We start from the raw sequence: 23598 nt of genomic DNA, 5'->3' as shown, positions 1-23598 counted from the left end.
CGCAACAGTGCGCCCCGCGCCGAAGATCTGTCAATCCGGGCGGTGCCATGCCCCGGGGCCGCCGAAGGGAACGCTTATTCCCCCGGCGCCCCGCAGCGCGTGGGCCGTGCCGGCGCAGCGGGCCGCCGGCGCCGGGCGTGCCGTCAGCGGACGGCGGCCTGCGGCGCCGGGCAGCGCTCGCCGATCCAGCGCGCCTCGGTTTCCATCTTCATGTCGCCGCGTTCGGAGCGCAGGTCGATCCGCGTGGTGAATCGTTCCGGCGAGGCGATCGTCGCCTCGAACTCGCCGCTGCCCTTGGGCTGGGTGCAGGTCAATCGCCCGCGCACCGTGCCGCGGCCCTTCACCACGTCCGCCAGCGTGCAGTTGCCCTCGGTCTTGCCGGAATAGATGTTGTCCTGCTTCGCCTGCTCGGGCGTGATGCAACTGCGCACCGCCCCGTCGCCGCCCAGCGTCACGCCGCGCTCGGCCATCTGCTGCTCCAGCATGCGGCGGGTGTCGGGCGGCAGGTTCTTCAGTTGCTGCTGGATCTGCGCCATCTGCGACGACAGGTCGGGCAGCCCGGCGACGTTCATGCGCGTCGAGCGGAATTCCCACAACCCCGGGCGGATGTCCGCGGCATGCACGGCCGCGGCGGCAGACAGGACGACGAGACCGAGGGCGAGTTTTCGCAGCGTATTCATCGAGGGATTCCTTTTCGGCATTTCGGTTGCACGGTCGGGCAGCGGCCCGGAGCGTGGTTTTCATGTATTGCGGCCGCCATGGGCTTCCAGCCAGGCCGCCCGTTCGTTCAGCCGTGCCGCCTTGTCCGGCGCGAGCCCGGGCGCGGTCGCGATCCGGCGCAACAGCCCGGCATCCGGCCTGTGTTCGTTGATCACCTGCCAGTAGCGCGCAAGGCTGAGTTCGGGCGAAGGCCGCTCGAGCAGTTCGAGCCCGTCGCCGGCCTGCAGCGTCCCGGCATCTAGCACCCGGTAGTACCAGCCGGTCAAACCTTGTTGCGCAACAAAACGTGAGGCTTCGTCCACGCCCAGCCGATGGCTGATCTTCCAGCACGGCTGGCGTGGCTGGCTGACCTGGATGCGTGCCGTGCCGGCGCGAAAGACGTCGCCGATGCATACCTGCCGCTCGTCGAGCCCGGTAGTGGAGAGGTTCTCGCCCAGCGTGCCGGGCCGCAGCAGATCGGCGAGTTGCGGCCAGCGGAGGCGAAAGGCGGCGTAGTGCTCGGCCGGGAAATGATGCAGCGCCTTCTGCGGGCCGCCGTGATGCACCCGGTCGCCCTGGTGGTCGCCGGCGAGGCCGTCGCGGGTAAGGCTCACCGCGCCGTGTACCGGCTGCTTGAAGATGCCGGACAACTGCCCCTCGGGTTCGAGCGGGCGCAGGTCGCCGACGAAGATCCGGTCTATGGTCGCCATCGGGAGTTCATCCTGTTCGTCCTGGATCGCCGACGGCGCAATCCGTCGCCTCGGGATGCAGGCGTGCATTATGCGTCGTCGCACTGCGGCAGGTCGCCGAAGGCAATCCATCCACTGCCGGGGGCGCCGCTCCACGTGTCGGCGTAGGCCGCAGCCTTGGCCGTGCCTCCTTCCACCAGGCAGCGCGCCGGCACGCCGAAACTCGCGGCGACGATCCAGCCGTGCAGGCTGGTGCCGAGATAGGAAGAGGCGCCGGCCAGCAGCGCGCACAGATCGAACACATCGGCGGAAGGAAAGATCTCCGCCGGGATGCCGGGCACCAGGCGCGCGATCTGCGACGACAGGCGCTGCAGCACTTCCGGATCGTCGTGCCATGGCGCCAGGCCGGCGCAGAACAGCACGATGCCGGCACGGCGGGCCCGCGCCTCGACGGCGGCGGCCCGTGCGACGCGCGCCAGCGCGGCATCGTCCCCCCACGCGGCGGCGAGTTGCAGCGCCAGCCAGCGCGGCTGCCGGCGGCGCTGGCCGGCAAGGAGGCCGCCGGCCAGCCGCTCGGCGATACGTCCGCCGAACAACCCGCGCGTCCACGCGGCCGGGTCGGGCTGCAGTTCCGCCCGCACGCCCCGGCGCGCGAGTGCCGCCTGCGTGCCGCGGTCCCGCACCGAGACGGCGTCCGCAGCACGCAGCGCAGTCTCCAGTTCGCCCATCGCCTCCGCCGGCAGGCGATCGGCCGCCACGCCGCCCGCCGCGACGAAGCGGCTGGTCCATGCCGGGGGCAGTTCGGGCGGGCCGAGCACGTAGGGCAGCGCGCGAGGCGTGCCGAGGCATTGCGAAGCCCACGCCCGCTGCCCGGCGGGATCGCGGCCGAAGCGGGAAATCGCGCGCCGCGCCTCGTCCGGCGCCTGCAGCATGACTGCGGCCTCCCACGCGGTGGTGGTCAGGATCTCGCCGCCGACGTGCACGAGTTCAGCCGGCTCGTCGCCGTGCATGGCGATGACGTCGGCCAGCGCCTGCACGCGGTGTCCGCCCCAGGGACGCAGGTCGCGCGCCGCCAGCCCGGCGAACACCGGTTCGCGTCCGGCAAGGCCCGCTGCCGCGCAGTGCGCGAGCAGCAGGTCGCCGAAGTTGTGGCGATCGACGGCACCGAACAGGATGGTGCGGGGCTGCATGGGCTCTCGGAAGCGACGGATGGAGACGGAAAGGCCGCCCCAAAGGAGCGGCCCCGTTCAGCCTGTCTCGGATCGCGCTGCCGCGGGGCGATGCTCCGCGCTCAGAGCGATTCCATGCGCAGCTTGGTCACCTTGCCGGACACGACCGGCAGCGCCTCGATCCTGGCGATGGCGGCGTTCGCGTTCCGCTCCACCGTCTGGTGCGTCAGCATGATGATGTCGGTCTGCGATTCGCCTTCGGCGGCTTCCTTCTGCAGCAGCGCCTCGATCGAGATGTCGCTGTCGGCGAGGATGCGGGTGATGTCGGCGAGCACGCCCGGCTTGTCGTCCACCCGCATGCGCAGGTAGTAGGAGGTGATGACATCCTCGATCGGCAGCACCGGCACGTCGCGCACCTGGTCGGGCTGGAAGGCGAGGTGCGGCACGCGGTGCTCGGGGTCGGAGGTGTGCAGGCGGGTCACGTCCACCAGGTCGGCGATGACGGCCGAGGCGGTCGGCTCGGCGCCCGCGCCCTTGCCGTAATAGAGGGTGGCGCCGACGGCGTCGCCCTGCACCAGCACTGCGTTCATCGCGCCCTCGACGTTGGCGATCAGGCGCCTGGCCGGGATGAGCGTCGGGTGGACGCGCAGTTCCACGCCCCGCTCGCGGCGGCGGGCGATGCCCAGCAGCTTGATGCGGTAGCCGAGCTGCTCGGCATAGACGATGTCGGAGGCGTCGAGCCGGGTGATGCCCTCGACGTAGGCTCTGTCGAACTGCATCGGGATGCCGAAGGCGATCGCGCTCATGATGGTCGCCTTGTGCGCGGCGTCGATGCCCTCGATGTCGAAGGTCGGATCGGCTTCGGCATAGCCCAGCGCCTGCGCCTCCTTGAGCACCTCGGCGAACGACAGGCCCTTGTCGCGCATCTCGGATAGGATGAAGTTGGTCGTGCCGTTGATGATGCCGGCGATCCAGTCGATGCGGTTGGCCGACAGGCCCTCGCGCAGCGCCTTGATGATGGGGATGCCGCCGGCCACCGCAGCCTCGAAGGCGACCATGACGCCCTTCTTCTGCGCGGCGGCGAAGATCTCGTTGCCATGCACCGCGAGCAGCGCCTTGTTGGCGGTGACGACGTGCTTGCCGTTCTCGATCGCCTTCAGCACCAGTTCCTTCGCCACGCCGTAGCCGCCGATCAGTTCGACGACGATGTCGATCTCGGGGTCGGCCGCCACCGAGAACGCGTCTTCGGTCAGCCGGACGCCACCGCCGGTCACCTGGCGCGCAAGCTCGAGGTTCTTGTCGGCCACCACGGTGATGGTGATCGGGCGCCCCGCACGGCGGGAAATCTCTTCCGCATTGCGCTTGAGGACGGTGAAGGTGCCGCCGCCGACGGTGCCGATGCCGAGCAGGCCAACGTTGATCGGTTTCATTCAGTGTTTTCCGTGTGGTGATCGATGGGGAGCGGAAGCCGTGTCGCGCTCAGGTGCCGTGGCGCTTGCGATAGTTCTCGAGGAAGCGCGCGAGACGGGTGATCGCGTCGCGCAGGTCGTCCTCGTGCGGCAGGAAGACGAGGCGGAAGTGGTCGGGATGCGGCCAGTTGAAGCCGGAGCCCTGCACCAGCAGCACGCGCTCGGACTCGAGCAGTTCGGCGATGAAAGCCTGGTCGTCCTCGATCGGATAGACCTTGGGGTCGAGCCTGGGGAACATGTACAGCGCCGCCTGCGGCTTCACGCAGCTCACGCCGGGGATGGAGGTGATGAGCTGGTGCGCCAGATCGCGCTGGCGGCGCAGACGCCCGCCGTCGGCCACTAGGTCGTCGATGCTCTGGTAGCCGCCGAGCGCCGTCTGGATCGCGAACTGGCCGGGCACGTTGGCGCACAGCCGCATCGACGCCAGCATGTTGAGGCCCTCGATGTAGTCCGCCGCGCGCCGCCTGTCGCCGCACACCACCATCCAGCCGGCGCGGTAGCCGCAGGAGCGGTAGTTCTTCGACAGCCCGTTGAAGATGATGGTGAGCACGTCGTCCGACAGCGAGGCCACCGAGGTGTGCCGGGCGCCCTCGTACAGCACCTTGTCGTAGACCTCGTCGGCGTAGAGGATCAGGTCGTGCTCGCGGGCGATGCCGACGATCTCCTGGAGCACGTCGTCCGGATACAGCGCGCCGGTCGGGTTGTTCGGGTTGATGATGACGATGGCGCGGGTGCTGGGCGTGATCTTCGCGCGCATGTCGTCGAGGTCGGGCATCCAGCCCTTGTCCTCGTCGCACAGGTAATGCACCGGGCGCCCGCCGGAGAGGCTGACCGCCGCCGTCCACAGCGGATAGTCGGGCGCCGGCACGAGGACCTCGTCGCCGGCGTCGAGCAGCGCGTTCATCGCCATCACGATGAGTTCGGACACGCCGTTGCCGATGTAGATGTCCTCGATCGTGACGTTCTTGATGCCCTTCTGCTGCGTGTAGTGCATCACCGCCTTGCGCGCGGAGAAGATGCCCTTGGAATCCGAATAGCCGGCCGCGTTGGGCAGGTTGCGGATCATGTCCATCTGGATTTCTTCGGGCGCGTCGAAGCCGAACGAGGCCAGGTTGCCGATGTTCAGCTTGATGATCTTGTGGCCCTCGTCCTCCATCTGCTTGGCGCGGGTCAGCACCGGCCCGCGGATGTCGTAGCAGACCTCGGCGAGCTTGGCGGACTTGCGCACCGGGCGCGCGGCGGCTGCGGCCTCGGCCTTGACTGCCGATTCCTTGGGTACCGTCGCGAGTTCGAGTGGCTTGGCCGCTTTCATGTCCGTCATCCTGAGGTCGATGGGCTCGGCGGCACGCAAGATTGCACCGCCAAAGGGAAAAGTTGCTATCTTAGCCCCGCTGCCGCACTGCGGCAATTTGACCGCGATCCGCCCGGCCGGACGATCGCCGGGCGGCACGGACCGCCTACGGACGCCCCGAAACCACGACGCCACACCCGCCATCATGAAGCTCCATCTCGACAGCAATGCCAACGCCAACGTCGTCACCGGCTACGGCGCCGACCACGTCCTCGTCAACAAGGTGCGGCACGACGGCAACCTGCTGCTCACCGCCACGGCCATCGTCGGCGGCTGGGCGCCCGGCGGCTATGCCGGGCTCACCGCCGACGACTTCGCCGCGGCTCGCGACCTGGGGATGGAAATCGTCATCATCGGCACCGGCAGCCGACAGCGCTTTCCGTCGCCGGCGCTGCTGCGCCCGCTGATCGAGGCCCGCATCGGGTTCGAAATCATGGACCTGGCCGCGGCCTGCCGGACCTACAACATCCTCGTCGGGGAAGGCCGTGCGGTGGCGGCGGCGCTGCTGTTCGACACACCGGCCTGAAGAAGCCGCCACCCGCAACCCGGCCGCAAGATCGCGGTAACGCGATTGTCAGCGGAACACGGCTCCGCTACGCTGAGGCAAAAGAACCGCCAGCCTCAGGAGATCACATGAGCGAAACGCTCGCCCCCGACTTCACCCTGTCCGCCACCGCCGGCCGCACCATCACGCTGAACGCCCTGCGCGGCAGGAAGGTGGTGCTGTATTTCTATCCCAAGGACAATACGCCGGGCTGCACCAACGAGACCAGGGACTTCGGCGGGCATCATGCCGCCTTCGCCGCCGCCGGCTGCGAGGTGTTCGGCATCAGCCGCGACAGCCTGAAGAGCCACGAGAACTTCAAGGCCAAGCTCGAACTGCCGTTCGATCTCATTGCCGATCCCGACGAAGTCGCCTGCGAAGCCTATGGCGTGATGAAGATGAAGAACATGTACGGCAAGGAGGTGCGCGGCGTGGAACGCAGCACCTTCGTGATCGACGCCGGGGGCCGCATCGCGCGCGAGTGGCGCGGCGTGAAGGTGCCCGGCCACGCCGAGGAAGTCCTCGCCTTCGTCAAGTCGCTGTGAGTGCGGGCCCGCCGGCGCGAATGCCGGCAGGCCCTGCCCGGCCGGCCGCGCGACGCGCGGCCGGCGATCGACGCACCGTCCCTCCTTTCCGTCCCCGCCGCCCGTCCGCATACGCCCATCATGCCCGCCGAACGCAAACCCGCCCCCCGCTCCCGCCGCCGCAAAACCGAACCCGCACGCAAGCTGTTCGTGCTCGACACCAACGTGCTGATGCACGACCCCACCAGCCTGTACCGCTTCGAAGAGCACGACCTCTACGTGCCGATGATGACGCTGGAAGAACTCGACCATAACAAGAAGGGCATGAGCGAAGTGGCGCGCAACGCGCGCCAGGCCAGCCGCATGCTGGACGAGATCGTCAGCACCGCGATCAACGGCATCGAGAACGGCATCGGGCTCGACGGTCCGTCGCACGGCCAGGGAACCGGCAAGCTCTTCCTGCAGACGGAAGCGATCGACGTCCGGCTGCCGCCGGCGCTGCCCACCAGCCGCGGCGACAACCAGATCCTCGCGGTGGTCACCCACCTTGCCGGCAAGCACCCCGAGCGGCCCGTCATCCTGGTGTCCAAGGACATCAACATGCGCATCAAGGCCCGCGCGCTGGGCCTCGATGCGCAGGACTACTTCAACGACAAGGTGCTCGAGGACACCGACCTCCTCTACACCGGTACCCGGGAACTGCCGCCCGACTTCTGGGAAGCGCACGCGCGCAACATGCAGTCGTGGAAGGAAGAGGGCCACACCTACTACCGCCTGTCGGGGCCGCTGGCGCCCGATCTGACGCTCAACGAGTTCGTCTTCCAGAACGGCGACAACCCGCTGCAAGCCTGGGTCAAGGAAAAGGAAGGCCGCAGCGTGGTGCTGGAGACGCTGGTCGACTACAGCCACAACAAGAACAACGTGTGGGGCATCACCGCGCGCAACCGCGAGCAGAACTTCGCGCTGAACCTGCTGATGAATCCGGAGATCGACTTCGTCAGCCTGCTCGGCCAGGCCGGCACCGGCAAGACCCTGCTGACGCTGGCCGCCGGCCTGACGCAGGTGCTGGAGAGCAAGCGCTACGCCGAGATCATCATGACCCGCGTGACGGTGCCGGTGGGTGAGGACATCGGCTTCCTGCCCGGTACCGAGGAAGAGAAGATGGCGCCCTGGATGGGCGCGCTGGAGGACAACCTCGACGTGCTCAACGGCACCGCCGGAGAAGGCGGCGACTGGGGGCGCGCGGCGACGCGCGACCTGATCCGCAGCCGCATCAAGATCAAGAGCCTGAACTTCATGCGCGGCCGCACCTTCCTGAACAAGTACCTGATCATCGACGAGGCGCAGAACCTGACGCCCAAGCAGATGAAGACGCTGATCACCCGCGCCGGGCCCGGCACCAAGGTCGTGTGCATGGGCAACATCGCCCAGATCGACACGCCCTACCTCACCGAAGGCTCGTCGGGCCTGACCTTCGCGGTGGACCGCTTCAAGGGCTGGGCGCATTCGGGCCACATCACGCTGCAGCGCGGCGAACGCTCCCGGCTCGCCGACCACGCGGCGGAAGTGCTGTAGGGCAGCGCGCGCGGGGCCGGCCGGGCCTCGCCGGGGCGGCCGCCGCGGACCGGCCCGATCCGCGGCGCCTCGCCTATAATCTGCGCATCGCCTGCCTACGCCGTTCTCATGAGCACCACCGCCGCCCAAATGCTGGTCGGAGCCAGCACGGATTTTCTCCGCCACTTCTCTCCCTTCGATCGCATGGAGCCGGCGGCGCTGGCCTATCTGGCGCAGCACGCGGTGCTCGGCTTCCATCCCCGCGGCAGCGAGATCCTCACGCCGGAGATGGGGCCGGCGCGCCATTTCTACATCATCCAGCGCGGAAAGGTGCAGGCGCGCCAGACGGGCGCCACCGCCGTCACCGAATACGCCAGCCTGACGATGAGCGCCGGCGAGTGCTTTCCGATCGGCGCCATCTCCGCGCAACGCCCCTCCACCAATGCCTACGTGGCGGTCGAGGACAGTTTCTGCTTCCAGATCACGGGCGACGAGTTCCTGCACCTGATGCAGATCAGTCCCGTCTTCCACCTGTTCTGCACGCAGTACATCGCCAGCCTGCTCAACCAGTCCCGCCAGCAGTTGCAGACGACCTTTGCGCAGCGCGCCGCCGAACAGCAGACGATGACGACGCCGCTGGGCCAACTGGTCAAGCGCGAGCCGGTCTGCGTGACGCCCGAGACGCGCACGCGCTCGGCGCTGGAGAAGATGAACGAACTGCGCATCGGCTGCATGGTGGTGGCAGACGCCGGGCAGCGGCCGGTCGGCATCCTCACGCAGAGCGATCTGCTGCCGCGCGTGGTGCTCGCCGGCTTCGATCTCGAACGTCCGATCGGCGAAGTCATGACCGCGAACCCGCACCAGTTGCCCGCGACCGCCTCGGCCTACGACGCCGCGCTCGAGATGGCCACCCACGGCGTCCGCCACCTGCTGGTGGTGGACGGCAACGGCTGCCTGAAGGGCGTCATCTCGGAGCGCGACCTGTTCTCGCTGCAGCGCATCAGCCTGCGCCAGATCCGCGCCGGCATCGAGAACGCCGCCGACGTCGACGCCCTGCAGCACGCCAGCCGCGACATCCGGCAGCTCGCGCTGAACCTGATCGCCCAGGGCGTCGGCGCCGAGCAACTGACCCAGTTCATCTCCGCGCTGAACGACGCCCTGACCCGGCGCATCATCGAGCTCGCCCTCGACCGCCACGACCTCGTCGGCATCGATTTCGGATGGTTCGCCTTCGGCTCCGAAGGCCGGCATGAGCAGACGCTGTCCACCGACCAGGACAACGGCATCATCTGGCGCTGCCCCGAGCCGGAGGACGCCGAAGCCGTGCGCAAGCGCCTGATCGCCTTCGCCCGGGAGGTCAACCAGAACCTCGCCGCCTGCGGCTTCCCGCTGTGCAAGGGCAACATCATGGCGAGCAATCCGGACCTGTGCCTGACGCTGGACGAATGGAAGGAGCGTTTCGGCGACTGGATTCGCGAACCCGACCCGCAGGCCCTGCTCAACGCCTCGATCTTCTTCGACTTCCGCGTGCTGTACGGCAACGAGCGCCTCGGCGACCAGTTGCGGACCTGGCTCAACAAGCTGTCGCGCACCAGCACCAACTTCCTGCGCATGATGGCCGCCAACGCGCTGCAGGTGCCGCCGCCGCTGGGGCGCATCCGCGATTTCGTCCTCGAGGACGACGGCACGATCGACCTCAAGAAGTGCGGCGCGCGCCTCTTCGTCGACGCGGCGCGCATCATCGCGCTGCGCACCGGCGTGGATTCGAGCAGCACGGTGCAGCGGCTGCGCCAGGCGAGCGGCAAGATGGGCGTGTCGTCGGAGGAAGTGTCGGCCATCATCGACGGCTTCCACTTCATCCAGCTCCTTCGCCTGCGCTCGCAGCACCTCGAAACCGAGCACGACGCCGACGGCGACAACCGCATCGACCCCGATTCGCTGAACGAACTCGACCGCCGCATCCTCAAGGAAGCCTTCCGCCAGGCCCGCAAGCTGCAACTGCGTCTCAAGCTCGACTACCAGCTCTGACCGCCATGAACTGGATATCGCGATTCATCGGCGGACGCGGCGAGAGCGAAGCGCTCGACCGGGGCGTCGCCGAAACCCTGGCGCACTGGCAGTCGCTGGTGGACGCAGACCTTTCGCGCGCACACTTCGAAACCCGCTACGCCGTCCTCAACACCGAGGCGACCGGCCTCGACCTGGACCGCGACCGGCTGCTCGCCGTCGGCGCCATCGCCATCGAGGGCGGCCTGATCTCGCCGGCCGGCAGCTACTACTCGACGCTGGAACCCTCGCCGTCGCTGGCGCTGTGCGGGCTGCTCGAGTTCGTGCGCAAGGACCCGGTCGTGGTCTTCAACGCCGCATTCAACCTCGGCATGCTCGAACCCGTGCTCGACCAGCGGCTGGGCATCGCCCTCGACGCACAGACGATCGACCTGTATTTCCTGCTGCCGGCGCTCTTCCCGGAACGCCACGGCAACCCGGTCCGCCTCGGCGACTGGATGGAATCCTTCGGCATCGGAACCTTCCAGCGCCACCATGCGCTCGGCGACGGCTGGGCGGTCGCGCAGCTCTTCCTCGCCGCCCAGGCGCGCGCGCTCGCGCAGGGCGCGGCTTCGCCGCGCGCGCTGCAAGACCTCGAGAGGGCCTACCGGCAGTACCGGCGCAAAGCCTGAGGCAGGCACGCTCACCCCGCGCCGGCATCGTCGCGGGGCGCCCGGTTGCTAACAAGTCGTTACGTTTACAATCGCCGCCGACCTGCGTATATTCCGCCGAATGCATTTTCGCCCCATTCTTCTGACCCTGCTGCTGGGCCTGTCCGCAAGCCATGCGGGCCTCGCCGCCGAGCAGGCGCCCGAGGGCGATGTCCCGGCCACCCCGGCATTCCAGCGCTATACGCAGGCCGCGGAAGAACTGGTCGACCAGGCGATGGGCCACCTGGGCATCCGCTACCGTTTCGGCGGCACCTCGCCCGAGACCGGCCTCGACTGCAGCGGCCTGGTGATGAACGTGTTCCGCAACGCGATCGGCCTCGACCTGCCGCGAACCGCCGCCGAAATGGCGAGGATGGGCGAGAACATCGGCCGCAAGGAACTCAAGCCGGGCGACCTGGTGTTCTTCAACACGATGCGGCGCGCCTTCTCCCACGTCGGCATCTACCTCGGCGACGGGCAGTTCGTGCATGCGCCCTCGAGCGGCGGGAAGGTGCGTGTCGAGAACATGGCCAACAGCTACTGGGCCGCGCGTTTCAACGGTGCCCGCCGCCTGATCGACGACGACGAACCGGCCGCCGCCGGCATGGTGCTGGCGCGCTGAGCGCCGCGCCGGCCGCATCCGGCCATGCGCGGTGCCCGCCCTCCCCGGCCGATCCTTCCCCGATACTCACGCGCGCTGACGCGCGCATCCCTTGCCGCAGGCGTCGCAGCGTTCGGCCATGCGCCGGCCGAGCGCCTGCTGCAGCGCACACACCGAACGCCGGCAGCACACCACCATGACCTTTTCGCGCGTTGCCGCGTCGCGAAAGCGCTGCATCACGTTGTGGCCGAGGAAATCGGTGAACAGGATGACCAACTGGATTCCCGCCGGGAGCGACGCGCCGCGCCGCTGATGGCTGCTGTCGCGCCCGCTGACGTGCGCGGCGACGCGGATGCCGAACTCCTCGAGCACGTCGGGGATGTTGCCCAGGCGATCGGCGCCGACGATGAGTGCATTCATGACTGCTGTCCTTTTGCGAACGATTCGTATTTGCATTTTAACTAGATACGAATCATTTGCAATTGCGAACCCGTCTCGTTAGTATCGCGCCACCTCCACACACACCCGAAGGCTGACGCATGATGCTGAAAAAGATCCTGGTCTCGACGCTGCTCGCCGCATTCGGCGCCACCGCGATGCACGTCCAGGCCGCCGATACCGAACTGAACCTGTATTCCGCCCGCCACTACCAGACCGACGAGGATCTCTACGCAGAATTCACGAAGCAGACGGGCATCAAGATCAACCGCATCGAGGCGAAGGAAGACGAACTGCTCGAGCGCATCCGCAACGAGCAGGCCAACAGCCCCGCCGACGTGTTCATCACCGTCGATGCGTCGCGTCTGGCCAGGGCCGACGAGTTCGGCATCTTCGCGCCGGTCAGGTCCGCGTTCCTGGAAGACCGCATTCCGTCCCACCTGCGCACCCAGGACTGGTTCTCGTACTCGACCCGCGCGCGCCTGATCGTCTACAACCCCGAACTGGTCAAGGCCGAGCAGGTGCAGACCTACGAGCAACTGGCCGATCCGGCCCTGAAGGGCAAGGTGTGCACGCGCTCGGGCAGCCACCCCTACAACCTGTCGCTCGGCGCGGCGCTGATCCAGCACAACGGCGCGGCCAAGACGGAGGAATGGGCCCGCGGCGTGGTCGCCAACTTCGCACGCGCCCCCAAGGGCGGCGACACCGATCAGATCAAGGCGGTGGCAGCCGGCGAGTGCGGCGTGGCGATCGCCAACAGCTACTACCTCGCCCGCCTGATGAACTCGGACAAGCGCGAAGACCAGGCCGTCGCCGCGCGCGTCAAGGCGGTGTGGCCGAACCAGCAGAGCTGGGGCACGCACATCAACATCTCGGGCGCCGGGATGCTGAAGAACGCGCCGCACAAGGAAGCCGCGGTGAAGTTCCTCGAGTATCTCGCGTCGGACAAGGCCCAGATCTATTTCGCCGACGGCAACAACGAATGGCCGGTGGTAGCCAGCGTGAAGGTCGACAACCCGGCGCTGACCAAGCTCGGCCCGTTCAAGGCCGACACCCTGCCCGTCGGCGATCTGGCCAAGACGGTGGCCGAAGCGCAGCGCATCTTCGACCGCGCCGGCTTCCGCTGAGCCCGTCCGCGGGCGGCCGCTACCGGCCGCCTCCCGGCGCGTCCGCCCGCGCGGGCTCGCCGGCAAGGGACGGCGGCCCGGCGCTGTCGTCCCTTTCCATCACCGTCCGGTTCCGTCCCGAGTCCTTGGCGCGGTACAACGCCTCGTCGGCACGCGCGAGCGCATCGGCCGGCCCGGCATCGCCGGCCCGCAGAGTCGCCACGCCTGCGCTGACGGTCACCTGCACCTCGCCGAATTCACCACGCGCCGGGCTGTCCGCCACCATGCGGCGCAACCGCTCGGCGGTGCGGAACGCCCCGACCAGGTCCACGCCGGGCAGCAGGATGGCGAATTCCTCGCCGCCCAGGCGCGCGAACATGTCGCTGTCGCGCAGGCGCGCTCCGACCAGCGCGGTGAAGTGCTTGAGCACCGCGTCACCGGCGGCGTGCCCCCATCGGTCGTTGATGCGCTTGAAGTGATCGAGGTCCAGCAGCACCACCGCTGCCTGGCCCACCTTGCGCCGCACGCGGGCAAGCTCGTTGGCCAGCGCGGCATCGAAATACCGCCGATTGGCCAGGCCGGTCAGCGGATCGCTCGTCGCCTGCTGCACCAGACGCTCCTCCAGCGCCTTTCGCGCCGAGATGTCCTGGTGGATGCCGACGACGCGGACCGGGGCGCCTTCCTCGTCGCGCTCGATGACACTGCCCGAAGCCAGCACCCACACCCAGTGGCCATCCTTGTGGCGCAGCCGATGCTCGCAGGCGTAGCGCGCCGTGTCGCCGCGCAGGTGCGGCTCGAGCGATGCGCGGATGGTGGGCCAGTCGCCAGGATGGACCAGCCCTTCCCAGCTCTCCAGGGTCGGCTCGATCTCGTTCTGCGCCCGGCCGAGCATCCCGGCCCACTGGGCGTCGTAGCTGACCCAGCCGCTCGGGACGTGCCAGTCCCACAAGCCCAGCGACGCCGATTCCAGCGCCAGGGACAAGCGCCGCTCGCTCGCCGCGAGCTGTTCCTCGATCCAGCGGCGATCGGTGATGTCGCGGCTGATGCCGATCTCGCCCAGCAACGTTCCGTCCAGCGCGCGGAACGGAATGCGCATGGTGTCCAGCAGCCTGCGGCCGCCGTCGCGGCAGACGACCCATTCCTCCTGGCGCTCGGGCGTGGCTGAGGGCTCCCGGGTTGCGCCCCCGCCCGGCGGCCACGGCCCGAGCCGCGCCATTTCCGCATCGGTGCAGCCGAGGATCTCGTGTTCCGGATGGCCGTGGCAGTCGGAGAACGCGCGGTTGCAGCCCAGATAGGCGCCCCGCGTGTCCTTGAAGGCGATCTGGTCGGGTACGGAGTCGATCAGCGCCCGCAACAGTGCGCGCTCGCCCTCCAGCGCGGCATGCGGCCCCCTCACCCCCGACACGAAGAGGGCCCGGTAGATCATCATGAAGGCGGCCACCTTGTAGAAGTGTCCGAGCACGTTGAAGACGTCCGAAACCTCGACGTAGAGCGTCAGGAAGAGTTCCGCGAGGCCCAGCACCCAGGTGGCGGCGGCCAGCCACGACAGCGTCTCGTCCCGGTCCCGCCGGCCGCGCCGGTAGAGCAGCACCGCCACCAGCAGATGGAAGGCGGTCAGGCCGTACTCGACGCCGATCTTCAGTGGCGTCAGGCCGGCCCCCTGAATCATCGTGCGCGGCAGCAGATCCTGATGCGCGAGGGCGAGCCACCACCACAGCGCTGCCAGCGCCAGCATGCCGGCATTGACGCCCGCGGCCCTGCGGCCGGACCAGCGCCCGGGACGCAGGAACACCACGGCGAACAGTCCGCAGACCGCGACGAACCGCCCCGCGAGCCAGAGGCCGATCGCCTTTTCCCTGTCGCTGGCGCCGATGAAGTCCGGCATGCCTTCGAACACGAGGGTATGCCCGAAGTCGATCACCGCGACGCTCAGGAACACCGCGCCGAGCCATACCAGGCGGCTGCCGCGTTCGGTGTCGCGCAGGTTCCAGCCCAGCGCGAACACCATCGCGGACACGGTGATGCTGATGAACTCCAGCGCGGTATGCAGCGGCAGATACTGGTGCGGGCTGGAAAAGACCTTTGCCGCCGGCAATGCGATGCAAAGCACGAACAGCGCCGTCGCGGCGGACATCCAGAAGAGCGGCCCCCGCCGCCCTCCGCGCGCCCCTCCGAGGCCCGCGGCCGTCGAATGACTCATCAAGAAAATCTCCATCTGCGCCCGGTCTGCCTCCGGCAGCAATCTTCACCGTCGCGCGCCGATTATCGCCCGCCACCGGGGCCCGACGCGCCCCGGGTGCCTTCCGGCGTGCGCGCCGCCGTCCTCAGCGCCTGCGCCTGCCCACGATCTGGCGCGAGATCGCGAACATCGGCAGCAGGCCGACGGCGACGATGGTCAGCGCCGCGGTCGACGCCTCGGCCAGGCGCTCGTCGGCCGCCAGCGTATGGGCCTGCGTCGCCAGCGTGTCGAAGTTGAAAGGCCGGATCACCAGGGTCGCGGGCAGTTCCTTCATCACATCCACGAAGACCAGCAGCACCGCCGTCAGCAGGGAGCCACGCAGCATCGGCACATGTACCCGGCGCAGCGTCGCCCAGCGGCCCAGGCCGAGGCTGCGCGACGCGTCGTCCATGCTCGGCGTGATCTTGGCCAGGCTGCCTTCCACCGCCTGCAGCGCCACCGTCAGGAAGCGCGCGAGGTAGGCATAGATCAGCGCGCCGATGCCTCCGGTGATCAAGAGGCCCGGATTGACGCCGAACATGGCCTTCCACCACTGGGCCAGATGCGCATCCAGCCGGGTGAGCGGAATCAGCACGCCCACCGCGATCACCGAACCGGGCACCGCATAGCCCAGGGCCACGACCCGGTTGAGCAGATACGGCAGGCGCGAACGCGCCAGCCGCGCCGCATATGCCAGCACCACCGCCAGCGCCACCGCCAGCACCGCCGCCAGCGCCGCCAGCACGAAGCTGTTGCGTGCCAGGTGCAGGAAGCGTTCGCCGAACTGCGCATCGCCCTCCGTGAGGGTCATCTCGAGCAGCAGCCCGGCCGGCAGCACAAAGCCCAGCAGCAGCGGCATGAAGCAGGCGAAGGCCGCCAGCAGCCCCCAGCCCGCCGGCAGGCGCAGCCGGGCCGGCGCCACCTGCTGGCGCGAGGTGTTGTGGAAGCGCGCCCGCCCGCGCGTGGCGCGCTCCAGCGCGAGCACGACGATGACGAAGCCGAGCAGCAGGGCCGACAGTTGCGCGGCGGCGATGCGGTCGCCGAGGGAGAACCATGCGCGGTAGATGCCGGTGGTGAAGGTCTGCACGCCGAAATACGAAACCGTGCCGAAATCGGCCAGGGTCTCCATCAGCGCCAGCGCGACACCCGCCACCACGGCCGGACGGGCGAGCGGCAGCGACACGCGGAAAAAGCAGCTCCACGGCCCCAGGCCCAGCGAGCGCCCCGCTTCCAGCATGCCGCCGGCACGTTCGAGGAAGGCCGCGCGGGCAAGCATGTAGCAATACGGGTAGAGGACGAACATGAACATCGCCACCGCCCCGCCCACCGTGCGCACGTCCGGAAACCAGTACTGGCCGGCGCGCCAGCCGAAGGTCTCGCGCAAGGCCGTCTGCACCGGACCGACGAACTGCAGGAAATCGGTATAGACATAGGCCATGACGTAGGCCGGCACGGCCATCGGCAGCACCAGCGCCCACTCGAAGAAGCGGCGCCCTGGAAAATCGAGCATCGTCGTCAGCCAGGCGCAGGTCACGCCGATCGATCCGACCCCAAGCCCCACGCCGATGCACAGCACGACCGTGTTCAGCACGAATTCGCCGAGGACGGTGTCGGCGAGATGGGCCCACGTGGCGCCGGTACCGCCGACGAAGATGCTGGAAAACACCGACAGCACCGGCGCGGCGATCAGCAGCGCGATCACCGCCGCCGTCGCCGTGAGCGCGAATCCACTCTGCCCGAGCCGCGCAAGCGGACCCGGCCCACCCAGACATTTCATGGTGATTCCGTTGTTGTTCGTTCGTGTGCGGCACCGTGGCGCGCCGCCTTTGGAAGGTAAATTATAATTGATCGCATTTGGCCTGCCCGGGTGTAATAATCGCGAAATCTCATATCCGCACGGTCCCGGCCCGTCGCCCGCTGCACTCAATGTCTCATCTCGAACTCATCGACATCGACCTGGCCTTCGGCAGCCAGGAAGTGGTGCGCCATCTCTCCCTGCGCCTGGAAAAAGGGCGGATCGGCTGCCTGCTCGGGCCGTCGGGCTGCGGCAAGACGACGGTGCTGCGATGCATCGCGGGTTTCGAGCCGCTTGCCGCCGGCGAGATCCGCCTCGACGGCACGACCGTCAGCGGCAACCGCACGCACGTGCCGCCCGAGCGCCGCCGCATCGGCATGGTGTTCCAGGACTACGCCCTCTTCCCCCACCTGACGGTGGCGGAGAACATCGCGTTCGGCCTGCGCGGCGAAGAGGCCGCGGCGCGGCGCGCGCGCGTCGAGGAACTCCTCGGCCTGGTGGGTCTGGCCGACCAGGACGGCAAGTACCCACACGAGATGTCGGGGGGGCAGCAGCAGCGCGTCGCCCTCGCACGCGCGCTGGCGCCGCGCCCCAGCCTGCTGCTGCTGGACGAGCCTTTCTCCAACCTGGACGTGGAACTGCGCGAGCGGCTGTCGCACGAGGTGCGCGACATCATCAAGGCGACACACACCACCGCCATCCTCGTGACCCACGACCAGCACGAAGCATTCGCCGTGGCCGACGAGATCGGCATCATGCACCAGGGCCGCATCCAGCAGTGGGACACGCCGTACAACCTCTACCACCGCCCGGCCAACCGCTTCGTCGCCGATTTCATCGGCCAGGGCGTGTTCCTGCCTGGCGTGGTGCTCAACGAACACCAGGTCGAGGTCGAACTCGGCACGCTGCGCAGCGCCGTGCCGCTCGAGTGCAGCATCGGCTGCGGCACGTGCGGCAAGGGCTGCCGGGTGGACGTGCTGCTGCGGCCCGACGACATCATCCACGACGACGACAGCCCGCTGAAGGCGCAGGTGGCGCACAAGGCATTCCGCGGCGCCGACATCCTGTACACGCTGCGGCTGGACAGCGGCGCGAAAGTGCTGTCGCTGGTGCCCAGCCATCACAACCACTGCATCGGCGAGAGCATCGGCATCCGCCTCGACGTCGATCACGTGGTGGCCTTCCGCGACGACTCCGCGCCTGCCCGCGAGGCCGTGATCCGGTTCGCCGCATGATTCCCTGGCTCGTGGGGCGGCCGGCGTTTCCGCCCGTCGACCGCGCACTGGCCGAGCCGAACGGACTGCTCGCCGCCGGCGGCGCACTCAGTCCGCCCTGGCTGCTCGAAGCCTATCGCCACGGCATCTTTCCGTGGTTCAGCGAGGGCGAGCCCATCCTGTGGTGGAGCCCGGACCCGCGGCTGGTGCTGCCGCCGGCCGAGATCCGCATCAGCCGTTCGCTGCGCAAGCGCCTGCGGCGCAGGGAATTCGAGCTTCGCCTGGACACCGCCTTCGTCCGCGTCGTGGCCGCCTGCGCCGCGCCGCGCGAGGGCAGTTGCGGCACCTGGATCACCGGCAGCATCCAGGCGGCCTATCGCGCAATGCATGAACTGGGTCATGCACACAGTGTCGAATGTTGGCAAAACGGCCAACTGGTGGGCGGGCTGTACGGCATGGCCGTGGGGCGCGTGTTCTTCGGCGAATCCATGTTCGCGCGCGTGACCGATGCCTCGAAGGTGGCCCTCGCGCATCTGGCGCGGCTCCTGGAGCTGCGCGACTATGCGCTCATCGACTGCCAGATGACCACCGCCCACCTGCAGTCGATGGGCGCGCGCGAGATTCCGCGCGCCCTGTTCGCCGAGGGCCTCGTGCATTGGACGCGGGAAGGCCCTCTACCGGCGAAGTGGGAAAGCGATGCGCTGGCATCGCTGCCGTGGGATTGAGGCAGCAACTACCGCAGGGATTGCACGATGCAGAGGGACTATCCTTACGCGCTGATCCAGTTCTACGCGACGGCACCTTACGCATGCTCCTACCTGCCCGATCGCAATGCGCGATCGCAGGTCGCGACGCCGGGCCACCTGATCGACACCGGGCTGTACAGCGAACTCGTGCGCCGCGGCTTCCGCCGCAGCGGCGTCTTCACCTATCGCCCGCACTGCGACGACTGCAACGCCTGTGTGCCGGTGCGCATCCCCGTCGAACGCTTCATCCCCGCGCGCAGCCAGCGGCGGGCCTGGGCGCAGCATGCCGGCCTGCGCCCGTTCGAGCATCCGCTGGCCTACTCCGAGGAACACTACGCGCTGTACCAGCGCTACCAGGCCACGCGCCACCCCGGCGGCGGAATGGATCTCGACAACCGCGAGCAATACACCCACTTCCTGCTGCAGAGCCATGTCGACACCCGGCTGGTGGAGTTCCGCGAAGACGGTGCGCTGCGCATGGTGAGCGTCATCGACCGCCTCAACGACGGCCTTTCCAGCGTCTATACCTTCTTCGATCCCGACGTCTCCCGCGCCGCCTACGGGACCTACGGCATCCTGTGGCAGATCGAAGCCTGTCGCCAGATCGGCCTGCCCTACCTGTACCTGGGCTACTGGATCGCGGAGAGCCCCAAGATGGCGTACAAGGTGCGGTTCAGGCCGCTGGAGCGCTATCGCAACGGCGAATGGGTCGCGCTGGACGCGGCGCCGCGCGCATAGTGCATCGCACAAGACGCAGCCCAGTCGCTACAATCGGGCGATGCTCTACGACATCGTCCGCCCTTTCCTGTTTTCGCTCGATCCGGAAACCGCCCACGAATTCGCCATCGGCGCGCTGAGCCTCGTCGGCCGCCTGCTGCCGCCGGCCAGTCCCGAGCCGGGCGAGGCCATCGACGTGATGGGCCTGCGCTTCCCCAACCGCATCGGCCTCGCGGCCGGGCTCGACAAGAACGGCGAAGCCATCCAGGGGCTGGCGCGGTTCGGCTTCGGCTTCCTCGAGATCGGCACCGTCACGCCGCGCCCGCAGCCCGGCAACCCGCGCCCGCGCATGTTCCGCCTGCCCGAAGTGCGCGGCATCATCAACCGCATGGGCTTCAACAACCACGGCGTGGACGTGCTGGCCGCCAACGTGAAGGCGGCCAGGTACCGCGGCATCCTCGGCATCAACATCGGCAAGAACTTCGACACGCCGATCGAGCGTGCCGCCGACGACTATCTCGCCTGCCTCGACAAGGTCTATGCGCTGGCGAGCTATGTCGCGGTCAACATTTCCTCGCCCAACACCCAGAACCTGCGCCAGTTGCAGGGCGAATCCGAACTGGACGACCTGCTCGGCAGGCTGAAGGCGGCGCAGGCCCGGCTCGCCGACGTCCACGGCCGCTACGTGCCGCTCGCGCTCAAGATCGCGCCCGACCTGGAGCCGCCCCAGATCATCAGCATCGCCGACGCGCTGCGCCGCCACCGCATCGACGCGGTGATCGCGACCAACACCACGATCGCGCGCGACAAGGTGCAGGGCGTGCGCTTCGCCGAGCAGGCGGGCGGACTGTCGGGCGCCCCGGTGTTCGAGGCTTCCACGGCGGTCGTGCGCCAGTTGGCCGATGCGCTCGGCGGCGAGCTTCCCATCATCGCCGCGGGCGGCGTGCTGGACGGACGCGGCGCACGCGCGAAGCTGGAGGCCGGCGCGGTGCTGGTGCAGCTCTATAGCGGACTGATCTACCGCGGCCCCGGCCTCGTGCGCGAATGCGTGCGGGCGACGAGGCACGGCTGAGCCCCGCCTTCGCGGTCGGCGATGCGCCGGAAGCGCGGCGACGCCGCGCCGCGCGGATCGCCCGCCCGATCGGCATCGACGGCATCCGCGGCAAGGAGCCCGAGGTGATCGTGGTCGCGATTGCGGCACAATTGCTGCTCCTGCGCCCCCGATCCGAAGGCCGGCCTCCATGACGGAACATCCCGCTTCCCCGTCCGAACGCGCGCCGGACACGCGCGCGGTGCGCGGCGAGATCCTGTACTTCACCGGCGAGCCGGCCGCGCTCGGCGATGCCGCCATCGCGCATTTCCCCGACGGCCTGCTGCTGGTGCGCGGCGGCCGTATCGATGCCGTCGGGCCCGCCGCCGAACTGCTGCCGCGCCTGCCGTCCGGCGCGCCGCTGCACGACTATCGCGGCAAGCTGATCCTGCCCGGCTTCATCGACACCCACATCCACTACGCGCAGGTGGACGTCATCGCCAGCCCCGGCGAGCAGTTGCTGAACTGGCTGCAGAAATACACCTTTCCGGCGGAAGCGCGCTTCGCCGATCCGCAGCATGCCGCCGCCGCGGCGGATTTCTTCTGCGGCGAGCTGCTGCGCAACGGCACGACGACCGCGCTGGCCTTCGCCACCGTGCATCCCGGCTCCGCCGACGCGCTCTTTGCCGCGGCGCACCGGCGCCGGATGCGCATGATCACCGGCAAGGTGCTGATGGACCGGCACTGCCCGCCCGGCCTGTGCGACACCGGCACCACCGGCGAAGCCGAGTCGCGCGCGCTGATCGAGCGCTGGCATGGCCGCGACCGCCTGCTCTACGCCGTCACGCCGCGCTTTCCCGCCACCTCGTCGGCCGAGCAGATGCGGGCCGCCGGGCGGCTGTTCGCCGAACATCCCGGGCTCTACCTGCAGTCCCATCTCGCCGAGAACCGCCAGGAGGTGGCCTGGATCGCCCGCGTGCATCCCGAAGCGCGCAGCTACCTGGACGTGTTCTCGCGCTTCGGCCAGCTCGGGCCGCGCAGCGTGTTCGCGCACTGCATCTGGATCGACGACGAGGACCGCGAACGCATGGCCGGGACCGGCGCGGCGATCAGCTTCTGCCCCACCTCCAACCTCTTCCTCGGCTCCGGGCTGTTCGACCTCGAACGCGCGCGGGCGCACGGCGTGCGCATCGGCATCGGCACCGACGTCGGCGCCGGAACGAGCTTCTCGATGCTGCAGACGCTGGGCGAAGCCTACAAGGTGCTGCAGTTGCAGGGCCAGGCGCTCGGCGCCGCGCAGGCGTTCTACCTCGCCACGCTGGGCGGCGCGCGCAGCCTGTACCTGGACGGGCGCATCGGCAGCCTCGCCCCCGGCTGCGAGGCCGATTTCGTCGTGCTCGATCCCGCCGCCACGCCGCTCGTCGCGCGCCGCATCGCCGGCTGCGCGACGCTGGCCGAGCGCCTGTTCGTGTTCATGACGCTGGGCGACGATCGCGCCGTGCTCGCCACCCACGTGCTGGGCGAGCCGGCCTGGCGGCGCTGACCCTCCGGCCTCAGGTGCCGTGCTTCTCGCGCACCATCTGCTCGACGAGCCGGATCACGCTGGCGCTGGCATCCTCGGCCGCCTTCAGCGCCTCGACCACCTGCTCGCGCGTGCCGTCGTCGCGGCTGTCGCCGCTTCGCACCGCCTCCAGGGCCCTGCGCACCTGCACATGGACGCCGGCGTGCGGGCGGTCGAGTTCGGAGAACGCCCGCGTATGGCCGAACAGCTCGCGGCCGCCGCCGTCGTACCAGCGGCCCAGCCCGCAGCCGTGGTGATCGAGATCCACCGCCGCCGCCTCCGCGCCCTGGCCGGCGGCCTCCATCGCCACATAGGCATGCTGCATGTAGATCACGTGGTCCATCTTCGCGAGCGAGGCGACGGAGACGTCCTTCGCCCGGTTCAACTGCCCGATCGTCGCCTCCGATGACTGCGCCACCGCGGCGAACCGCTCGCGGAAGGCCGCCACCTCGCTGCTGACGCGCGCACTCTCCTCGCCGACGCGGGCGGTCTGCTCGACCATGGCGCCGACGCGGTCGCGGAACCCGCTGATCAACTGGCCGATCTCGGTCGTCGCCGTCTTGGTGCGCTCGGCCAGCTTGCGGACCTCGTCGGCCACCACCGCGAAGCCGCGGCCGACCTCGCCCGCCCGCGCGGCCTCGATGGCGGCATTGAGCGCCAGCAGGTTGGTCTGGTCGGTGATCTCGCCGATGATCTGCACCGTGCGCCCGATCGACGAACTCGCCTCCCCCAGTTCGCCCGCCGCGCCGGCCATGCTCTGCATGCGCTCGTTGATGTGCTCCAGCGCAGTGCCGATGCGCACGACCTCGTCGCTGCTGCGGGTGGCGCCGTCGCGGTTCTCCTGCGCGATCTGCAGCACGTCCTCCATCTGGCTCGACACCTGCACCAGGTCGCGCTGGTTGCCTTTCAGGTTGCCGAGCAGCGTGCCGGTGTTGAGCGCGTGCAGTTGCGAGCTGAGGCGGTTGCGCACCACGAAGCGCGCGTTCTCGTCCATGGTCGCGATCGCCCGGTTGATGTGCTCCACCGAATCCCTCAACTGCCCAGGCATGCCGTGCACCAGGCCGCTGCGATAGTAGTGGCCCTCCGCCACCATGCGAAAACAGGTCGTGATCTCGTTGACGTAGTTCTGCACCAGGTCGAGGAACTCGTTCAGCTCCCACGCCACCTTGCCGACCTCGCCCAGCCCGGCCGTGTTGGTGATGCGCTGATGAAGGTCGCCCTCGCCGCACGCCCGCAGGACCCCCTGCATGCGCTGCAGCACCGTCATCGGCCGCATGAAGCGCCTCCAGGCGTAGAAGCCGAAGCCGATCGACAGCAGCGGCACGATGGCGACGGTGGGCTCGAAGCCGTGCGCGACCGCCTGCCATACGGCCAGGGCCGTGACCATGGACATGTAGGTGAGGCACAGGATCAGGAACTGGCGGTCGAGGAAGGGGACGTTTTCGCTGACCCGGGCGCGGGATTCGTTCATGCTCGG

22 protein-coding genes are annotated in these 23598 nt (G+C 68.9%); 13 read left to right on the top strand and 9 right to left on the bottom strand.

The window, feature by feature from the left end; genetic code table 11:
• Window positions 1-143 precede the first annotated feature (143 nt).
• The 5 genes from CCZ27_RS06995 to CCZ27_RS06975 all read right to left on the bottom strand — a co-directional run bounded on the left by CCZ27_RS06995 (window position 144) and on the right by CCZ27_RS06975 (window position 5338).
• Entirely contained in the window at window positions 144-680 is a 537-nt protein-coding gene (locus CCZ27_RS06995; RefSeq protein WP_096446799.1) for a DUF3617 domain-containing protein, read from the bottom strand.
• A gap of 60 nt (window positions 681-740) precedes the next feature.
• Window positions 741-1409 carry an MOSC domain-containing protein gene (locus CCZ27_RS06990; protein ID WP_096452292.1) on the bottom strand — a complete coding sequence of 223 codons (669 nt, stop codon included), beginning with the start codon at window positions 1407-1409 and terminating at the stop codon, window positions 741-743.
• A gap of 68 nt (window positions 1410-1477) precedes the next feature.
• Window positions 1478-2578 (bottom strand): polysaccharide pyruvyl transferase family protein, encoded by a 1101-nt coding sequence (locus tag CCZ27_RS06985; RefSeq protein ID WP_096446797.1) that lies wholly within the window; start codon window positions 2576-2578, stop codon window positions 1478-1480.
• Between the two features lie 101 nt (window positions 2579-2679).
• Entirely contained in the window at window positions 2680-3987 is a 1308-nt protein-coding gene (locus CCZ27_RS06980) for a homoserine dehydrogenase (protein WP_096446795.1), read from the bottom strand.
• Window positions 3988-4036: 49 nt separating this feature from the next.
• Window positions 4037-5338, bottom strand: coding sequence for a pyridoxal phosphate-dependent aminotransferase (locus tag CCZ27_RS06975; RefSeq protein WP_096452290.1), 1302 nt, complete (start codon window positions 5336-5338; stop codon window positions 4037-4039).
• A gap of 184 nt (window positions 5339-5522) precedes the next feature.
• On the opposite strand from CCZ27_RS06975, the gene CCZ27_RS06970 reads away from it, so the two are divergent.
• The 6 genes from CCZ27_RS06970 to CCZ27_RS06945 all read left to right on the top strand — a co-directional run bounded on the left by CCZ27_RS06970 (window position 5523) and on the right by CCZ27_RS06945 (window position 11317).
• Window positions 5523-5903 carry an Mth938-like domain-containing protein gene (locus CCZ27_RS06970; RefSeq protein ID WP_096446793.1) on the top strand — a complete coding sequence of 127 codons (381 nt, stop codon included), beginning with the start codon at window positions 5523-5525 and terminating at the stop codon, window positions 5901-5903.
• Window positions 5904-6010: 107 nt separating this feature from the next.
• The gene (locus CCZ27_RS06965) at window positions 6011-6466 is read left to right on the top strand and encodes a peroxiredoxin (protein WP_096446791.1); all 456 of its coding nucleotides are present in this window, start codon (window positions 6011-6013) and stop codon (window positions 6464-6466) included.
• Between the two features lie 120 nt (window positions 6467-6586).
• The gene (locus CCZ27_RS06960; protein ID WP_096452288.1) at window positions 6587-8020 is read left to right on the top strand and encodes a PhoH family protein; all 1434 of its coding nucleotides are present in this window, start codon (window positions 6587-6589) and stop codon (window positions 8018-8020) included.
• A gap of 108 nt (window positions 8021-8128) precedes the next feature.
• Complete coding sequence (locus CCZ27_RS06955) at window positions 8129-10027, top strand: DUF294 nucleotidyltransferase-like domain-containing protein (protein WP_096446789.1); 1899 nt, start codon at window positions 8129-8131, stop codon at window positions 10025-10027.
• Window positions 10028-10032: 5 nt separating this feature from the next.
• Window positions 10033-10677, top strand: coding sequence for a 3'-5' exonuclease (locus CCZ27_RS06950; protein WP_096446787.1), 645 nt, complete (start codon window positions 10033-10035; stop codon window positions 10675-10677).
• 100 nt (window positions 10678-10777) lie between these two features.
• Window positions 10778-11317 (top strand): C40 family peptidase, encoded by a 540-nt coding sequence (locus tag CCZ27_RS06945; protein WP_096446785.1) that lies wholly within the window; start codon window positions 10778-10780, stop codon window positions 11315-11317.
• A gap of 66 nt (window positions 11318-11383) precedes the next feature.
• Here the strand turns inward: CCZ27_RS06945 and CCZ27_RS06940 are convergent, their stop codons facing one another.
• The gene (locus tag CCZ27_RS06940; RefSeq protein ID WP_096446783.1) at window positions 11384-11716 is read right to left on the bottom strand and encodes a DUF2325 domain-containing protein; all 333 of its coding nucleotides are present in this window, start codon (window positions 11714-11716) and stop codon (window positions 11384-11386) included.
• 122 nt (window positions 11717-11838) lie between these two features.
• Between CCZ27_RS06940 and CCZ27_RS06935 the strand changes: the two genes are divergently transcribed.
• The gene (locus CCZ27_RS06935; RefSeq protein WP_096452286.1) at window positions 11839-12861 is read left to right on the top strand and encodes a Fe(3+) ABC transporter substrate-binding protein; all 1023 of its coding nucleotides are present in this window, start codon (window positions 11839-11841) and stop codon (window positions 12859-12861) included.
• A 19-nt stretch (window positions 12862-12880) separates the two neighbouring features.
• Here CCZ27_RS06935 and CCZ27_RS06930 read toward each other — a convergent pair whose 3' ends face one another.
• Together CCZ27_RS06930 and CCZ27_RS06925 are read right to left on the bottom strand one after the other, a co-directional pair.
• On the bottom strand, window positions 12881-15040 hold the full coding sequence (locus CCZ27_RS06930; RefSeq protein WP_232516589.1) for a sensor domain-containing diguanylate cyclase: 2160 nt from the start codon (window positions 15038-15040) through the stop codon (window positions 12881-12883).
• 124 nt (window positions 15041-15164) lie between these two features.
• Window positions 15165-16835 carry an ABC transporter permease gene (locus CCZ27_RS06925; protein ID WP_096446779.1) on the bottom strand — a complete coding sequence of 557 codons (1671 nt, stop codon included), beginning with the start codon at window positions 16833-16835 and terminating at the stop codon, window positions 15165-15167.
• A gap of 149 nt (window positions 16836-16984) precedes the next feature.
• Between CCZ27_RS06925 and CCZ27_RS06920 the strand changes: the two genes are divergently transcribed.
• From CCZ27_RS06920 to guaD, 6 genes are read left to right on the top strand one after another with little or no spacing between them, the layout of a single operon-like run.
• Entirely contained in the window at window positions 16985-18088 is a 1104-nt protein-coding gene (locus CCZ27_RS06920; protein ID WP_096446777.1) for an ABC transporter ATP-binding protein, read from the top strand.
• Entirely contained in the window at window positions 18085-18792 is a 708-nt protein-coding gene (aat, locus tag CCZ27_RS06915; RefSeq protein ID WP_096446775.1) for a leucyl/phenylalanyl-tRNA--protein transferase, read from the top strand. The genes CCZ27_RS06920 and aat overlap by 4 nt, the downstream gene beginning before the upstream one ends.
• A gap of 27 nt (window positions 18793-18819) precedes the next feature.
• Window positions 18820-19551 (top strand): arginyltransferase, encoded by a 732-nt coding sequence (locus CCZ27_RS06910; protein WP_096446773.1) that lies wholly within the window; start codon window positions 18820-18822, stop codon window positions 19549-19551.
• 40 nt (window positions 19552-19591) lie between these two features.
• Window positions 19592-20602 carry a quinone-dependent dihydroorotate dehydrogenase gene (locus tag CCZ27_RS06905; RefSeq protein ID WP_096446771.1) on the top strand — a complete coding sequence of 337 codons (1011 nt, stop codon included), beginning with the start codon at window positions 19592-19594 and terminating at the stop codon, window positions 20600-20602.
• Entirely contained in the window at window positions 20575-20775 is a 201-nt protein-coding gene (locus tag CCZ27_RS23945; protein WP_096446769.1) for a hypothetical protein, read from the top strand. The genes CCZ27_RS06905 and CCZ27_RS23945 overlap by 28 nt, the downstream gene beginning before the upstream one ends.
• Complete coding sequence (gene guaD / locus CCZ27_RS06895) at window positions 20772-22103, top strand: guanine deaminase (RefSeq protein ID WP_096446767.1); 1332 nt, start codon at window positions 20772-20774, stop codon at window positions 22101-22103. The genes CCZ27_RS23945 and guaD overlap by 4 nt, the downstream gene beginning before the upstream one ends.
• A gap of 10 nt (window positions 22104-22113) precedes the next feature.
• Here guaD and CCZ27_RS24535 read toward each other — a convergent pair whose 3' ends face one another.
• Window positions 22114-23592 carry a methyl-accepting chemotaxis protein gene (locus tag CCZ27_RS24535; RefSeq protein ID WP_157748474.1) on the bottom strand — a complete coding sequence of 493 codons (1479 nt, stop codon included), beginning with the start codon at window positions 23590-23592 and terminating at the stop codon, window positions 22114-22116.
• Between the last annotated feature and the right edge of the window lie 6 nt (window positions 23593-23598).

Origin of the sequence: Thauera sp. K11, assembly GCF_002354895.1 — a bacterium.
Lineage (GTDB): Bacteria > Pseudomonadota > Gammaproteobacteria > Burkholderiales > Rhodocyclaceae > Thauera > Thauera sinica.
Note: the sequence above shows the minus strand (reverse complement) of the source record. Positions and strands in the feature narration are given on the sequence as shown.

Excerpts from the sequence above, each read along its gene's own strand:
- CCZ27_RS06995 (WP_096446799.1), bottom strand. The coding sequence starts at position 680 with ATGAATACGCTGCGAAAACTCGCCCTCGGTCTCGTCGTCCTGTCTGCC.
- CCZ27_RS06990 (WP_096452292.1), bottom strand. The coding sequence starts at position 1,409 with ATGGCGACCATAGACCGGATCTTCGTCGGCGACCTGCGCCCGCTCGAA.
- CCZ27_RS06985 (WP_096446797.1), bottom strand. The coding sequence starts at position 2,578 with ATGCAGCCCCGCACCATCCTGTTCGGTGCCGTCGATCGCCACAACTTC.
- CCZ27_RS06980 (WP_096446795.1), bottom strand. The coding sequence starts at position 3,987 with ATGAAACCGATCAACGTTGGCCTGCTCGGCATCGGCACCGTCGGCGGC.
- CCZ27_RS06975 (WP_096452290.1), bottom strand. The coding sequence starts at position 5,338 with ATGAAAGCGGCCAAGCCACTCGAACTCGCGACGGTACCCAAGGAATCG.
- CCZ27_RS06970 (WP_096446793.1), top strand. The coding sequence starts at position 5,523 with ATGAAGCTCCATCTCGACAGCAATGCCAACGCCAACGTCGTCACCGGC.
- CCZ27_RS06965 (WP_096446791.1), top strand. The coding sequence starts at position 6,011 with ATGAGCGAAACGCTCGCCCCCGACTTCACCCTGTCCGCCACCGCCGGC.
- CCZ27_RS06960 (WP_096452288.1), top strand. The coding sequence starts at position 6,587 with ATGCCCGCCGAACGCAAACCCGCCCCCCGCTCCCGCCGCCGCAAAACC.
- CCZ27_RS06955 (WP_096446789.1), top strand. The coding sequence starts at position 8,129 with ATGAGCACCACCGCCGCCCAAATGCTGGTCGGAGCCAGCACGGATTTT.
- CCZ27_RS06950 (WP_096446787.1), top strand. The coding sequence starts at position 10,033 with ATGAACTGGATATCGCGATTCATCGGCGGACGCGGCGAGAGCGAAGCG.
- CCZ27_RS06945 (WP_096446785.1), top strand. The coding sequence starts at position 10,778 with ATGCATTTTCGCCCCATTCTTCTGACCCTGCTGCTGGGCCTGTCCGCA.
- CCZ27_RS06940 (WP_096446783.1), bottom strand. The coding sequence starts at position 11,716 with ATGAATGCACTCATCGTCGGCGCCGATCGCCTGGGCAACATCCCCGAC.
- CCZ27_RS06935 (WP_096452286.1), top strand. The coding sequence starts at position 11,839 with ATGCTGAAAAAGATCCTGGTCTCGACGCTGCTCGCCGCATTCGGCGCC.
- CCZ27_RS06930 (WP_232516589.1), bottom strand. The coding sequence starts at position 15,040 with ATGAGTCATTCGACGGCCGCGGGCCTCGGAGGGGCGCGCGGAGGGCGG.
- CCZ27_RS06925 (WP_096446779.1), bottom strand. The coding sequence starts at position 16,835 with ATGAAATGTCTGGGTGGGCCGGGTCCGCTTGCGCGGCTCGGGCAGAGT.
- CCZ27_RS06920 (WP_096446777.1), top strand. The coding sequence starts at position 16,985 with ATGTCTCATCTCGAACTCATCGACATCGACCTGGCCTTCGGCAGCCAG.
- aat (WP_096446775.1), top strand. The coding sequence starts at position 18,085 with ATGATTCCCTGGCTCGTGGGGCGGCCGGCGTTTCCGCCCGTCGACCGC.
- CCZ27_RS06910 (WP_096446773.1), top strand. The coding sequence starts at position 18,820 with ATGCAGAGGGACTATCCTTACGCGCTGATCCAGTTCTACGCGACGGCA.
- CCZ27_RS06905 (WP_096446771.1), top strand. The coding sequence starts at position 19,592 with ATGCTCTACGACATCGTCCGCCCTTTCCTGTTTTCGCTCGATCCGGAA.
- CCZ27_RS23945 (WP_096446769.1), top strand. The coding sequence starts at position 20,575 with ATGCGTGCGGGCGACGAGGCACGGCTGAGCCCCGCCTTCGCGGTCGGC.
- guaD (WP_096446767.1), top strand. The coding sequence starts at position 20,772 with ATGACGGAACATCCCGCTTCCCCGTCCGAACGCGCGCCGGACACGCGC.
- CCZ27_RS24535 (WP_157748474.1), bottom strand. The coding sequence starts at position 23,592 with ATGAACGAATCCCGCGCCCGGGTCAGCGAAAACGTCCCCTTCCTCGAC.